At 61.2% G+C, this 15,093-nt stretch carries 10 protein-coding genes; all 10 read left to right on the top strand.

Translation table 11 applies throughout. From position 1 onward, the window contains the following. Positions 1-9: 9 nt before the first annotated feature. The 10 genes from ACYZT4_RS13495 (at position 10) to ACYZT4_RS13450 (ending at position 15,082) form a co-directional block, all read left to right on the top strand. Positions 10-1,575: a flagellar hook-associated protein 3 gene (locus ACYZT4_RS13495; RefSeq protein ID WP_461988449.1), complete on the top strand. Its 1,566-nt coding sequence runs from the start codon at positions 10-12 to the stop codon at positions 1,573-1,575. A 92-nt stretch (positions 1,576-1,667) separates the two neighbouring features. Beyond that, entirely contained in the window at positions 1,668-5,240 is a 3,573-nt protein-coding gene (locus ACYZT4_RS13490) for a glycosyltransferase (protein WP_461988448.1), read from the top strand. 557 nt (positions 5,241-5,797) lie between these two features. Next, a complete protein-coding gene (gene rfbF / locus ACYZT4_RS13485; protein ID WP_461988446.1) occupies positions 5,798-6,571 on the top strand; it encodes a glucose-1-phosphate cytidylyltransferase in 774 nt (257 codons plus the stop codon). After that, on the top strand, positions 6,553-7,635 hold the full coding sequence (gene rfbG, locus ACYZT4_RS13480; protein WP_461988444.1) for a CDP-glucose 4,6-dehydratase: 1,083 nt from the start codon (positions 6,553-6,555) through the stop codon (positions 7,633-7,635). Before rfbF ends, rfbG begins: the two co-directional genes overlap by 19 nt. Further along, the gene (locus ACYZT4_RS13475) at positions 7,632-8,192 is read left to right on the top strand and encodes a dTDP-4-dehydrorhamnose 3,5-epimerase family protein (RefSeq protein WP_461988443.1); all 561 of its coding nucleotides are present in this window, start codon (positions 7,632-7,634) and stop codon (positions 8,190-8,192) included. Before rfbG ends, ACYZT4_RS13475 begins: the two co-directional genes overlap by 4 nt. Continuing rightward, positions 8,189-9,415, top strand: a complete 1,227-nt coding sequence (locus ACYZT4_RS13470; RefSeq protein WP_461988441.1) for a methyltransferase domain-containing protein — start codon at positions 8,189-8,191, stop codon at positions 9,413-9,415. Before ACYZT4_RS13475 ends, ACYZT4_RS13470 begins: the two co-directional genes overlap by 4 nt. Continuing rightward, positions 9,412-10,263, top strand: a complete 852-nt coding sequence (locus ACYZT4_RS13465) for an NAD-dependent epimerase/dehydratase family protein (protein WP_461988439.1) — start codon at positions 9,412-9,414, stop codon at positions 10,261-10,263. Before ACYZT4_RS13470 ends, ACYZT4_RS13465 begins: the two co-directional genes overlap by 4 nt. Beyond that, positions 10,260-11,330: a class I SAM-dependent methyltransferase gene (locus tag ACYZT4_RS13460; RefSeq protein ID WP_461988437.1), complete on the top strand. Its 1,071-nt coding sequence runs from the start codon at positions 10,260-10,262 to the stop codon at positions 11,328-11,330. Before ACYZT4_RS13465 ends, ACYZT4_RS13460 begins: the two co-directional genes overlap by 4 nt. A gap of 17 nt (positions 11,331-11,347) precedes the next feature. Next, complete coding sequence (locus tag ACYZT4_RS13455; RefSeq protein WP_461988436.1) at positions 11,348-12,085, top strand: cephalosporin hydroxylase family protein; 738 nt, start codon at positions 11,348-11,350, stop codon at positions 12,083-12,085. Between the two features lie 51 nt (positions 12,086-12,136). Next, positions 12,137-15,082, top strand: coding sequence for a glycosyltransferase family 2 protein (locus ACYZT4_RS13450; RefSeq protein WP_461988434.1), 2,946 nt, complete (start codon positions 12,137-12,139; stop codon positions 15,080-15,082). Positions 15,083-15,093: the final 11 nt, after the last annotated feature.

The following is a 15,093-nucleotide window of genomic DNA, read 5'->3' as shown; positions in this document are numbered from 1 at the left end:
TCGTAGGCCATGCGCATTTCTACCACGCAGTTTTACGAGTCCTCGGCTGCCAACTATCAGAAGAACTTCTCCAACGTGGTCAAGAGCAGCGAAGAGGCGAGCAGCCTGGTTCGCGTCAATACCGCTGCCGATGATCCGGTCGGTGCCTCGCGCTTGCTGCAATTGGGTCAACAGGCGTCGATGCTCGACCAGTACAAGGCCAACACCAATACCCTCAAGTCGACCCTCGGTGTGACCGAGTCGGTGATGACCAGCATCACCAACGTGCTGCAGCGCGCCCAGGAACTGGCCATCGGTGCCGGCAACGCCGGCTTCACCGACGCGGACCGTCAGGCCAACGCCTCGGAGCTGGGTCAGATCGAAGAACAACTGCTGAGCCTGATGAACAGCAAGGACGAGAACGGCAAGTACATCTTCGCCGGCTCCAAGGGTGAAACCCAGCCGTTCTCGCGCAACGACGATGGCACCTACAGCTACAACGGTGACCAGGTGACCCTCGACCTGGCGATCGGCGACACCATGTCGATGGCCACCAACAGCACTGGTTGGGACGTGTTCCAGCAGGCGCTCAACACCAGCCGCAGTCAGGTTGCCCGCACCGCGCCGGTAGTAGATGACGGTCGCGTGGTCCTGTCCAATGGCCAGGTGTCATCGAGCGTGAACTACAACAACAAATTCCGTGGCGGCGAGCCGTACACCGTCAGTTTCGTCAGCGGCACCCAGTTGCAAATAACCGATTCGCTGGGTGTCGACGTCACCGCCGAAGCCAGCCAGGGCGGCGCGTTCAACCCGGCCACTGCCGCCGGCCAGACCGTCTCGTTCCGCGGTGTCGACCTGAACCTCAACATCAACCTGGCGGCCGGTGACGTCGCCGGCACCGTGCTGCCAGGCCACACCTTTACCCTGGCCGCCAAGCCTGACTCGTTCACCACGACTCGCAGTCCGGGCAACCCGACAGCAACTCAGGTGACGGGCAGCAGCATCAGCAACCCGGTGGCTTACCACGCCAGTTTCCCGACCGGTTCGGCGGTGATGAAATTCACCAGCCCGACGGCGTTCGATCTGTACGCGGCGCCATTGACGGCCACCAGCAAGCCAGTGTCTTCCGGCACAGTCGTGGCGGGCGTGGCGACCGCCTCGGGCGTGAGCTTCACCTTGGCCGGCACACCCGCAGCCAATGATCAGTTCAGCGTGGCCGTGAACGCTCACGAAACCCAGAATATTCTGGACACCGTGAGCCAGCTGAAAACCGCGTTGAATACACCGCTCAATGGTGACCCGATCCTCACTCAGAAACTGCAGGCGTCGCTGGCTTCGGGCATCGGCAATCTGCGCAGCGGCTCAGATCAGTTGTCCAGCGCACTGAGTTCGGTGGGCGGTCGCGGTTCGGCCCTGGATACCCAGAGCTCGACGAACCAGAGCCTGGTCCTGGCGAACACCCAGACCCAGTCGGCGATCCGCGATTCCGATCCCGCCGAAGTGATGACCCGACTCACCTTGCAGCAAACCATGTTGCAAGCGTCGCAACTGGCGTTCAGCAAGATTGCTCAGCTGGGCTTGTTCAACAAGATCTGAGTCTGTGCCTGTCGAGCTGCCAACCGTCTTTTATTAAGCGGTTCCGAACCTCTGCCTGAAAGGGCAGGGGTTCACCGCTCGAGAGTTTTGTCGTGAATCAACACCCCCTCGTCAGTATTGTCATCCCCGCATTCAACCCGCGCTTCTTCAGCCAGGCGCTGGAAAGTTCGCTCGCCCAAACGTATGAGAATCTGGAAATCGTCGTTTGTGACGATTCGTCCTCCGACGAAATTCGCGACATCGTCAAATCGTTCGCCGACCCGGCGCACACCGTTCGTTACCTGCGCAACCCCAAGCGCCTTGGCCTGCAGAAGAACGTGCTGCGCTGTGTCGAAGCCGCGCGGGGCGAGTACATCAAAGTATTGTGCGACGACGACCGTCTGTTTGCGCCGGCGATTGCCCTGCAAGCGCAGGTGCTGAGCGATCATCCCGAGGTCACCCTCGTTTGCGCGCTGCGCATGATGAGCGATGCCAACAACTTCATCTTGCCGCCCCGAATCGACAACTGCCGTTTTTCGCCAATCGATTCGCTGCTCAAGGGCGATGACATGCTGGAGATTTTCGAGGGCACGCCGAAGAATTTCATCGGCAACTTCAGCTCGACGCTGATGCGCCGCGCCGATGTCCTCGAGCTGATGCCGCCGTTGATCCAGGAAGGTACCGGCTTCATTGCGATGCTCGATTTCGCCTTGTTCGTGTGCCTGTTGCGCCGCGGTAACCTGGCAGCGCTGAACACCGTGCAGAGCACCGAGCGGCAGTACCCCGAGCGCCTGAGCAAAACCCTGGAAATGACCCGGGCCGCGGTGCAGGAATGGGAGTGGCTGACGCAAATGCTCACGGAACGCGGCGGCGAGTCGGCACCGGCGTCGGGTTGGGTGCGCAGTGTTGATCTGCGCAAGGCGGCTGAAGAACCGCGTCAGTGGGAAGAGTTGTGCGTGGTGCGCGTGTTGGGTAACCGCAACACCGTGGTCAACGGTCGGGTCGGCGGTACCAGCGACAGTTATGCCGATTTCTACCGCGAGTGGCTGGCGGTCCGTACGTTCAACCCGGCGGAAGCGCGGCACATGCAGCAACGCATCAGCCGCTGGTCGGTGCGGGCGAATCTGGTGCCGATCATCATCGACACCGAATCCGACAGCGCAGGGCTGAAGGCTACGCTGGCGAGCATCGCCAGCCAGCTGTACGCGCCGCAGGCGGTGGTCGTGCTGTCCAACGCCGACTGCGATGCCGACGATAAAGTGCTGCAATTGCCGCTTGAGGCGAACTGGCCGCAGCAGCTCAATGCCGTGGTGCCGCAACTGGAAGGCACGCATTGGTTCTACCTCCTGCGGGCAGGTGACACGCTGCGCGAATCGACGCTGCTGGTGCTGGCCGAACGCATCGCCAGCACGCCGGGCATGCTGTGCGCCTACAGCGATGAGGGCGCGCTGGTCGAAGGCGAATCCGTCGACCCGGTGTTCAAGCCTGACTTCAACCTCGACCTGATGCGTTCCTATCCCTACGTCGGCCGGACCCTCGCGTTCGAGCGCCAGGGCTTTCTGGCGGCGGGTGGTTTCGACTCGGCTCACGGGGAATTGGCGCCGCAGGATTTACTCTGGCGTCTGGTGGAAGAGTCCGGGTTGCACACCATCGAGCACATTGCCGAGATTCAGGTGGAGTCGACACAGACCTTCCCCGACTGGATGTCGCTGCCCGAGGTCATCGAGGGTAGTGAGGCATTGGTCAGTGCGCACCTGACACGCATCGGTCTGGAACACCGGATTCGCCATGAAGAATTGCCGCTGCTCAATCGTATCGATTACCTGCACGGCCATCGGCCCCTGGTGTCGATCATCATTGCCGCGGGGACGTCGCTGGGTGCGTTGCAGCGCTGCACCGAGAGCCTGATTGAAAACACCACCTACGCCGACTACGAAATCCTGATTGTCGATGACGGTCGCGGCGATTTGGCCATGGCCGATTGGCTGGACGCCATGGCACAGATGGGCGCCGCCCTGCTGCGGGTGCTGCGTTATGCCGGCGACGGTGGTGAGGCGACCCTGGTCAACTTTGCCGCCGAACACGCCCGCGGCGAGTACCTGCTGACGCTCAATCCGCGTTGTGTGATTCGCGCTGGCGACTGGCTCGCCGAACTGGTCAATCACGCCCAGCGCCCGGAAGTCGGCGTGGTCGGCGCGCGGTTGTTGGGTGCCAACGGTGCAATCGTTTCCGCCGGTCTGGTTCTGGGGCTCGCCGGGCCTGCCAGTTCGCCGTTTCTCGGCGAGCATGCCAGTGCCCGTGGCTATATGCAGCGCTTGCAAGTGGCCCAGAACTGGAGTGCCGTCAGCAGCGATTGCCTGATGGTGCGCAAGGAAGTCTTCGACAGCCTCGGGCAGCGCGATGATGCCGAATTCAATCTCGCGCTCAGCGGGGTTGATCTGTGCCTGAAGGCCGGTAAAAACGGCTACCTGGTGGTCTGGACGCCTTTCGCGACGGTGATGATCGGCGAAGACACCTCGCCAATCGCTTCGCAGGCTGATGTGCAGGCGCAGATCCTTGAGCAGGAAACCTTCTACACCAAGTGGCTGCCGACGATCTCCCGGGACCCGGCCTACAATCCGGCGCTGACACTCGGCGTGGCGAGCTTCAGCCTGGAGCCGTCGCTGCGCAACAACTGGAACCCGTTGCGCCATCGCGACCTGCCGGTGATTCTCGGGTTGCCAGTCAATGAATCGGCGATCGGGTATTACCGTGTGACCGCGCCGCTGGCGGAACTTGAGGCGGCCGGACGCGTGATTGCGCGCGTGGCCTACGAGTCGCCGTCGACCGTGGAAATCGAGCGTCTGTCGCCAGATACCATCATTTTGCAGGGGCGCTACAGCGAAGGCTCGGCGGCCGACATTCTGCGCATGAAAAAGTACTCGGGTGCCCTGCGGATTTTCGAGCTGGACGACTACATCGTCAGCACGCCGAAGAAGAACAGCCACGCCCGCAACAAGCCAACCAATACCGAGCAGATGCTGCGTGACGGCATTGCCCTCTGCGACCGCGTGGTGGTGACAACCCAGGCGCTGGCGGACGTGTTGTCGAGCATGCACACCGAGTTTCGCGTGGTGCCCAACATGCTGCCGCCCGAGCCGTGGGCGACCTTGACCAGCCAGCGGCGCACCTCGAAAAAACCACGGGTTGGCTGGGGCGGTGGCACCAGCCACACCGGCGACCTGGAAATCATCGCCGATGTGGTTCGCGAACTGGCCAATGAAGTGGAGTGGGTGTTCTTCGGCATGTGCCCGGACGCATTGCGCCCGTACATCCACGAGTTTCACGGCACCATCGATTTGCAGAGCTACCCGTACAAGCTGGCGAGCCTGAATCTTGATCTGGCGTTGGCGCCGTTGGAGTTTCATATCTTCAATGACTGCAAAAGCAATTTGCGGTTACTGGAATATGGCGCGTGTGGGTATCCAGTGATCTGCACGGATACCCGGGCTTATGACGGGTTCCTGCCTTGCACCAAGGTGCGCAGTAACAGCACTGAAGAATGGTTGGCGGCGATTCGCATGCACCTGGCTGATCCGGATGCCAGCTATCGCATGGGGGATGAATTGCGTGAGGCGGTGCATCGGGACTTTATGTTGCGGGGGGATAATTTGCAGCATTGGTTGTGGGGGTGGTTACCGGATTAAGTCGGGTTGGCTTGGCTTGAGTACATATCCTGGCTCTCTGGTTGTACGCATTCCCCTGTAGGAGCGAGCCTGTTTGCGAAAAATGCCCAGGCAACACATTCATGCAGGCAGCACGCGTTATCGTTGACGTCCATCGCGAGCAGGCTCGCTCCTGCAGGGGATCGCGTCAGGCCGGAGGATGTGCGCGGTCAAACAAGCGCAGCGCGCAGGCGATAAACATGTCGACTGACACACTGCCATCGCCAGCAGGCTCCTCCAAAGGAGTGTGAGAGGCGTCGGGATTATTGGGCCACCTCACACCATCTCTCACCATCTCTCACCATCTCTCACCACGTCACCCACATAACGGATCTGCCCCCCCCCCCGACTCAAACCCAGACGCCGAAGCCGCTACCCGCCAATTGGCTCACTTCCTGCAAGTCCCCCACATATCGCCATAAAACCTTCACCTCAACAGTCGTGAACGGCCCAGTGGCTGCGGGTAAATGATGTGCATCTGACGGTTCACCCAGCCCTTGCAAGGGTGGCAGGACCGCGCGAAGAGCAAGAGGACAGCGATGAAGGCAGTAATTCTGGCAGGTGGTCTCGGTACGCGGATCAGCGAGGAGTCGCACCTCAAGCCCAAGCCAATGATCGAAATCGGCGGCAAGCCAATTCTTTGGCACATTATGAAACAGTACTCCGCCCACGGGATTCACGACTTCGTGATCTGCCTTGGCTACAAGGGCTACGCGATCAAGGATTTCTTCGCCAACTACTTCCTGCACACCTCCGACGTCACTTTCGACATGTGCAACAACCGCATGGACGTTCACCAGAACTACAGCGAACCGTGGCGCGTGACCCTGATCGACACCGGCGAAGACACCATGACCGGTGGCCGCCTGCGTCGTGCCTCCCGTTATCTGGAAGGCGAAGAGGCGTTCTGTTTCACCTACGGTGACGGCGTTTCCGACCTTAACATTGGCGCGCTGGTGGATTTCCACCTGACCCACGGCAAGCTCGCTACCGTCACCGCCGTACAACCACCGGGCCGTTACGGCGCGCTGGAACGCGACGGTGACAGCGTCAAGGGATTCATTGAGAAGCCGCGCGGTGACGGCGGCTGGATCAATGGCGGTTTCTTCGTGCTGTCACCCAAGGTGCTGCCGTACATCGCCGACGATCAGACCTCCTGGGAAGCCGAGCCGCTCGCCGCACTGGCCAGTGAGCAGCAACTGCAAGCGTTCCAGCACGATGGTTTCTGGCATCCGATGGACACCCTGCGCGACAAGAATCACCTTGAGCAGTTGTGGCTGAGCGGGGAGGCCCCATGGAAACAATGGGACTGAGCCAGGAATTCTGGCGCGGCAAGCGCGTTCTGCTGACCGGCCATACCGGTTTCAAAGGCAGCTGGCTGGCGTTGTGGCTGCAAAGCCTTGGCGCTGAAGTCAGCGGCTTTTCGCTGGACCCGTCGACCGAGCCGAGCCTGTTCGAACTGGCACGGGTGCACGAAGGCATCAACGATCAGCGCGGCGACCTGCGTGACCTCGGCGCGTTGCTGGAGCTGATCGCCGAGACCCAACCGGAAATCGTCTTGCACCTGGCGGCCCAGCCGCTGGTGCGCGAAGCTTATCGCGACCCGCTGGGGACTTACTCCAGCAACGTCATGGGCACCCTCAATCTGCTCGAAGCCATCCGTCAGGTTGGCGGCGTGCGCGCCTGCGTGCTGGTGACGACCGACAAGGTCTACGCCAACCAGGAGTGGTTGTGGCCATACCGTGAAAACGAAGCCCTCGGTGGCCACGATCCTTACAGCAGCAGCAAGGCGTGCTGCGAGTTGTTGGCGCAGTCTTACGCCGCGTCGTTCTTCCCGGCCGACAAGCATGCCGAGCACGGTCTGGCCCTGGCCACGGCACGTGCCGGCAACGTTTTGGGCGGCGGTGATTTCGCACCGGAGCGATTGATTCCCGATGTGCTCAAAGCCTGGTCGGCCGACGAGCCCGTAATCCTGCGCTACCCGCAAGCCGTGCGCCCGTGGCAACACGCGCTGGAGCCGCTGGCCGGTTACCTGCAACTGGCCGCCGGGCTCTATGAACAAGGCCCGGAATTTGCCGGTGCGTGGAACTTCGGCCCGAGCGAAGCGGATATGTGCAGTGTCGGCGAAGTCGTCGAACTGCTCGCCAGCCGCTGGCCACAAGCGCCCGGGTTGCGCATCGAACCGAGTGATTTGCATGAAGCCGGTCTGCTGCGTCTGGACAGCAGTCGCGCCCGCCAACTGTTGGCGTGGCAGCCGCGCTGGTCGTTGCAACAATGCCTGACCCAGACCCTCGACTGGCACCTGGCGTGGCAAAACGGCGATGACATGCGCGAAGTCACCCTCGGCCAGCTGAACCTGTACCGAGGCGCGCTGTGAGCGAGTTTCTGTTGAAACCGTTGCCGCTCGCCGGCTTGTTCAGCGTGCAGCACAAACGCTTCGAAGATGAGCGCGGGCATTTTGCGCGGCTGTTCTGCGAAGGCAGCCTCAGCGCTTTCGGCGAAGCCTTTCATATTCGTCAGATCAATCATTCCTGCACCCGCGAACGCGGCAGTGTGCGTGGCCTGCATTACCAGAACGCCAGCGCGCCGGAAGCCAAATTGATCACCTGCCTGCGCGGTGAAGTCTGGGATGTGGCGGTGGATCTGCGCCCTGATTCGCCTACGTTCCTGCAGTGGCACGCCGAACACCTGCGTGCGGGTGACGGTCGCAGCCTGTTGATCCCGGCCGGTTTTGCCCACGGCTTCCAGACCCTGACCGACGATGCCGAATTGCTTTACCTGCACAGCGCTGACTACACGCCGGCGCACGAAGGCGGTTTGAGTGTGAATGATCCACGGCTGGCGATTGCCTGGCCGTTGCCTGTCAATAATCTGTCGGTGCGGGATTCCAGCCATCCCTTGCTCGATGAACGCTTCGCTGGAGTACGCGTATGAACTGCCGTGGTTGTGGGACTTCACTGGCCTTGCCGCTGATTGACCTCGGCACCTCGCCGCCGTCCAACGCCTACGTGCGTGCGGATCAGCTTGAACAAGCCGAACAATGGGTGCCACTGAAGGTTGCGGTGTGTGAGCAGTGCTGGCTGGTGCAAACCGAGGATTACACCAGCGCCGACAGCCTGTTCGATGCCGACTACGCCTATTTCAGTTCGTTCTCCAGCACCTGGCTGGCCCACGCCGACCGCTATGTCGCCGAGATGGTCGAGCGTTTCGACCTGAGCGCCGACAGCCGCGTGGTAGAAATCGCCGCCAACGACGGTTACCTGTTGCAGTACGTCGCCGGGCGCGGCATTCCTTGCCTGGGCGTCGAGCCGACGCGCAGCACCGCGCAAGCCGCACGGGAAAAAGGCCTGGATATTCGCGAGTTGTTTTTCGGGCGCGACACCGCCGCGCAATTGGTCAGCGAAGGCTGGTCGGCGGACCTGATGGCAGCCAACAACGTGCTGGCCCATGTGCCGGACATCAATGATTTCCTCGGCGGTTTTGCGACGTTGCTCAAGCCGACCGGCGTGGCCACCTTCGAATTTCCGCAACTGCTGACGCTGATGGCCGGGCAGCAGTTCGACACGCTGTATCACGAACACTATTCCTACCTGTCGCTGACCGCCGTGCAGACCTTGTGCGCGCGCAATGGCCTGGAAGTGTTCGACGTCAGTCAGTTGTCGACCCATGGCGGATCACTGCGGGTGTTCGTCCAGCGTGCCGACGGTGTGCGCCGCGACGTGCAGCCAGCGGTCGCGCAACAGTTGCAGGCTGAACTCGTCGCCGGGGTGAAAACCCCCGAGTACTACGCGACCCTCGCGCCCGCTGCCGAGCGCATCAAGCACGACCTCTTGCGTTTCCTGTTGCAGGCCAAGGCCGATGGCAAACGCGTGGTCGGTTACGGCGCGGCGGCCAAGGGCAACACCTTGCTTAACTACGCCGGGGTCAAGCCGGACCTGCTGGCCTGGGTGGCCGACGCCAATCCGCACAAGCAGGGCAAGTACCTCCCGGGCAGTCGTATCCCGATTGTTTCGCCGGTGCAGATCGATCTGGAAAAACCCGATTACGTGCTGGTGTTGCCGTGGAACCTGTTGCACGAAGTCAGTCAGCAACTGGCTCAGGTGCGCGAGAGGGGTGGCCGTTTTGTCATCGCCGTGCCTGAGTTGACCGTTCTGTGAAGGTCCTGGTCACCGGGGCGACCGGGTTCGTCGGCCGGCATCTGGTCGAGGCCTTGCTCGCCCGTGGCTGCGAAGTCCGCGCCGTGGCCCGCAACGCCGAGACCGCGGCGAGCTTGCCGTGGATCAAGGCAGTGGAATTCATCGCGGCGGATATCCACGCTGCCGACCTCGATATCGCTGCGTTAACTACCGGTGTCGATGCCTTGGCGCACCTGGCCTGGCCAGGCTTGCCGAACTATCAGGCGCTGTTCCATTTCGAGCACAACCTGATGGCCGATTACCGCTTCATCAAGGGCGCGGTCGAGGCGGGCGTTGCGCAAGTGCTGGTGACCGGCACCTGTTTTGAATACGGGATGCAAAGCGGGCCGCTCAGCGAGCAGACGCCACCGCAGCCGGGCAATCCTTACGGGTTGGCGAAAAACACGCTGCGCCTGTTCCTTGAAAATCTGCAGCGGGTCCAGCCGTTCACCCTGCAATGGGCGCGATTGTTTTACCTGCACGGCGAAGGGCAAAACCCCAACAGTTTGCTGGCGGCGCTGGACCGCGCCATCGACGCCGGCGACGAGAGCTTCAACATGTCGGCCGGCGAGCAATTGCGCGATTACCTGGCCATCGAGACCGCTGCCGGCTACCTCGCCGCCATCGTGCAACAGCGTGACTTTGACGGCGTGATCAATTGTTCCAGTGGCCAACCGGTGTCGGTACGGGCGCTGGTCGAGCAGCGCCTGCGTGAACGTGGCGCGGCGCTCCGTTTGAACCTCGGTCACTACCCATACCCGACCCACGAACCGATGGCGTTCTGGGGCGTGGCGGACCGTTTGCATCAGCTATTGGGGAGCAGAACATGAGGCATGAGTTGTATCGAGTCGCCGACCTGCCGGTGTTGCAGAACCGCACCTTTGCCGACCCCGAGTCGGCCCGGGCGTCGGCCCGCGCCGACATGCTGTTGGTCCAGGATGAGCAGAGCGGGTTGATCTTCAATCAGGCCTTTGATGCCGACAAGCTCAGCTACGACGCCGACTATCAAAACGAGCAGGCGCATTCCGGCCAGTTCCAGAAGCACCTGAGTGACGTCGAAGGCATCATTGCCCGCCATTTCAAGGGCCAGGAACTGATCGAAGTCGGCTGCGGCAAAGGCTACTTTCTCGAACTGCTGAAAGGCCTCGGTTACGCGATCACCGGCATCGACCCGGCCTACGAAGGCAACAACGCCGATGTGATCAAGGCGCCGTTCACCCGTGGCCTCGGTCTGGCCGCGGACGCGATTGTGCTGCGCCATGTGCTGGAACACATTCAGGACCCGGTGAGCTTCCTCGCGGAAATGGCCGACGCCAATCAGGGCGGGCAGATCTACATCGAAGTGCCGTGCTTCGACTGGATTCTCGAGCACCGTGCCTGGTTCGACCTGTTCTACGAGCACGTCAATTATTTCCGCCTCGATGACCTGCGCCGGATGTTCGGCACGGTGCACGAAGCCGGTCACCTGTTCGGTGGTCAATACCTGTACATCGTTGCCGATCTGGCGACCCTGCGCCTGACCCCGGAACAACCGGTGCCACGCCTCGATCTGCCGCAAGGTTTCACCAGCAGTCTTGAACGTGCGGTGCAGATTATCCAGGCCGCACCCGAACAGGGTTCGGCGATCTGGGGTGCGTCCTCCAAAGGCGTGATCTATTCGCTGTTCCTGCAACGGGCGGGTGTGGCGGTGGATCGTGTGGTGGATATCAATCCGGCCAAACAGGGCCGTTATCTGCCCCTGAGTGGCGTGCGTGTGTCCTCGCCGCGAGAGGCCATGGACGCACTTCCGCAAGGCGCCAATCTGTTTGTAATGAACTCCAACTACCTCGAAGAAATCAAGCGGATGACCGATGGACGCTACGTCTATCACGCCGTCGACAGCGCTTCGTTCCAGTGACTATTGAGATTAGAAAAATGACTGACAACACCATCAATACCGCCTTCGAAGCCGAATGCCAGGCAGAAATCGCGGCGCAGGGCGATGACCAGAAACTCACCGGCCTGGCCCAGGAATTCTTCAACCAGTCGGCGAAGCACAAGTACAGCTACCACTTCTCGTGGATGGGCCGTCCGATCATTCAATTGCCGCAAGACATGATGGCGATGCAGGAAATCATCTGGCAGGTCAAACCCGACCTGGTGATCGAATGCGGTATCGCCCACGGCGGTTCGATCATCTACTACGCCTCGTTGCTGGAGTTGCAAGGCCACGGTGAAGTGCTGGGCATCGACCTCGACATCCGCCCGCACAACCGCGAAGCCATCGAAAGCCACCCGATGAGCAAGCGCATCAAAATGATCGAAGGTTCGAGCATCGACGCGGCCATCGCCGAGCAAGTACGTGCGGCGGCCGAAGGCAAGAAAGTCATCCTGGTGCTGGATTCCAACCACACCCACGATCACGTGCTGGAAGAGCTGCGCCTGTACGCGCCACTGGTGTCGATCGACAGTTACTGCGTGGTGATGGACACCGTGGTCGAAGACATGCCGGCCGATTTCTTCCCTGACCGTCCATGGGGCCCGGGCGATAACCCGAAGACTGCGGTGTGGAAGTACCTGGAAGAAAACGCTGACTTCGAGATCGATCGCCAGTTGCAAAACAAACTGTTGATCACCGTGGCACCAGACGGCTATCTGCGTCGCGTTCGTTAATCAATCTGACTGTCAGGTACTCGGCCTCTGGCCGGTTGTGGGGATAGAAACATGCACGTTCAAAACACTGTTCGTAACACTGCTGGTAACGATGTGGCACCGCTGAATGAGCGGCTGACGGTGGTGGTGATTTCCCACAACCGCAACGCCTATCTGCGGCGCACGTTGCAGTATTACAGCAGCTATCCCTGCACGATCCTGGTTCTGGATTCTTCGCTCAAAAGCGACGATGAAATAACCCGCGATTACCCGATGGTCGATTACCGGCACCTGCCGCAGTTCACCTACACCGGGTTGCAGGAAAAACTCGCCTATGGCGTGAACCAAGTGACCACGCCCTACATGGTGTTGGCGGCCGATGACGATTTCCTGATCCACGGTGCGATCACCGAGTCGCTGGAATTTCTCGAGGACAACGCCGACTACGGCATGGCCCACGGTTACGGAATCATGTACCTGGCCCGCGCCACGGAAGTGAATTACTTCCGTCGCGACCGCAAGGGTCCGGAAGATTATTGCTCGGACAAGGCCGAAGACCGGCTGACGCAATTCATGGGGCACTTCCTGCCGCCGTTCTACGCGGTCAGCCGCACCGAGCTGCTGCAGGACTGGCATAACGTGCTGCTGCCGGGCACCAGTTTCGAGTGGCAGGAAATCGGCCACGCCTATTACATGCTTGCCCGGGCCAAGGCGCGCATTCTGCCGATCCCGTTCGCGGTTCGGGAAATCCCCTACGGCTCTTCGGAGCACAACACCAACGTGCTGACGGTGTTGACGCTCAAGGACGCCAAGACGGTCGCTGACCGCGAGCACTTCGCCGAGTTTCTGGCCTCGTTGCCGACCGGCATGCGCCACAAGACGCTGGCCGAGGGCAAACAGGTGGCGCTGGACAGTTTCGCCACCATGGCCGACTGCCTGAACAATATGCGCTCGTTGAAGGGCACGCTGATTTTCACCTCGGCCTGGCTGGAGTCCGGTAAGGAACCTGTGCGCACGTTCAATACCGAGCAGTTTGTCGAGATGCCGTTCTACAACCAGCCGGTGTTCGATCTGCTGACCGAATTCGAATTCCTCCTGCACACCATGCCCGCCGGCAAATTGCAGTTGCAGGAACTGGAAGGCCTCTTGCTCAAGCAGCATGAGCTGATGCGCGTTCATCCCAACGACAACGAGCGCACCTTGCGTGCTCGTTTGTGGGAAGCGCTGAGTCTGTATGCATTCAACGGCACCGTGGTTTCGCGTCTGGCCGAGTCGTTGCAGGACACCGAAGAAGCGGAAGAGGGCGCGAAGCTGCAAGCCTGGGCCAAGCGCCTGGCGTCGGTGCCGGCACAAGACGAGCAGTCGCTGTTCGAAAACATGCCGTCCGGTCGCCTGCTGAACTGGGTCGAAGCGCGCAACCCGGATGCCAAGCAACTCAAGGTGATCAGGGCGCGGCTGGGCAAGCGTAACGGCGGTCCACAATTCGGCATTCTGTTGCTGGACCTGGATGCCGACATGGTCAAGTTGCAGGCGACGTTTGACAGCCTGGTGGGTGGCCACTGCAAAGCGTTCAAGCTGGTGGTGTTCACCACCGGCGATTTGCCCGCGACCACCACGCCGCATGACACCGTGCACTTCGTCAAAGTCACCAGCGCCAACTACGTCGAACGCATCAACCAAAGCGTGAAGCAGTCCACTGCGGACTGGCTGGTGCTGGCTGAGGCCGGTGATCAGTTCACCGCCAGCGGCCTGCTGCGTGCCAGTCTCGAATTGCAGGGCGCCGAAGGCATTCGCGCCGTGGCCATGGATGAAATCCATCGTCAGGCAAACGGCTCCTTGAACGAGGTGTTCCGCCCGGGCGTCAACCTTGACCTGCTGCAAACCGTGCCGGCGCTGATGGCCCGTCACTGGTTGATCCAGCGTGACGTCCTGGCCGAGACCGGTGGTTTCTCGACTGAATACGCCTCGGCACTGGAATTTGATCTGGCGCTGCGTCTGATCGAAAACGGCGGTCTGGGTGGCCTGGCCCACCTGGCCGAGCCGCTGCTGATCTGCAACGCACCGTCCACCGAGGATAATCCTCACGAACGCCAGACCCTGACCCGCCACCTGACGGCCCGCGGCTATCGCGGCCAGGTCAGCTCCGAGCTGGCACAAACCTGGCAGATCGATTACCAGCACGCCGAACGGCCGAAGGTGTCGATCATCCTGCACAGCCAGGACAATCTGGAATCGCTGCAAACCGCCGTGGTCAGCGTGCTGCAACGCACCCGTTATCAGCAGCACGAAATCCTGATTGCTGACAATCACAGCCAGTCCGAAGAACTGACCACCTGGCTGGCGAGCCTGGAAGGCAAGGGCGATCGCTTGCGCGTCCTGCGTACCGGCAAGCGCCTGAGCGCCTCGGCGCTGCATAATTTTGCCGTGGGTGAAGCCAAGGGCGCCTACGTGGTGCTGATGTCGGCCGAAGCGCAAGTCGTCAACTCCAACTGGCTCGACAGCTTGCTCAATCAGGCCCAGCGTCCTGAGGTCGGTATTGTCGGCGGCAAGTTGATGGACTTCCGTGGCGTCACCACGCAAGCCGGTCTGGTCCTGGGCTTTAACGGTGTCGTCGGTTCGGTGTTTATCGGTGAGCGCAAAGATGCCAAGGGCTACATGAACGGCCATCAGGTCGAGCAGAACTACTCGGCGGTCTCCCAGGCTTGCATGATGATTCGCAAGGATCTGTATCAAGCCGTGGGTGGCCTCGACGAAGAGCATTTCGACGAAGCCTTCGCTGACATCGATCTGTGCCTGAAAGCCGCCGACGCCGGTTACCTGATCGTCTGGTGCCCGCAGGCACAGATGCTGCACCCGGGCCTGTTGCCTGACGCGCCGCAGACCGCCGCCGCCCTGCAAGACAAATGGTCGGCGCGCTTTGCGCAAGATTCGGCGTACAACCAGAACCTGGCCTTGAACGGCAAGGGCTTTACTCTCGGCGACGCCTCCAGTGTGAACTGGGCGCAGTTGCTTGCTTAAGCCTGGCTGAC

The organism is Pseudomonas sp. GB2N2, from assembly GCF_054897705.1.
Note: the sequence above shows the minus strand (reverse complement) of the source record. Positions and strands in the feature narration are given on the sequence as shown.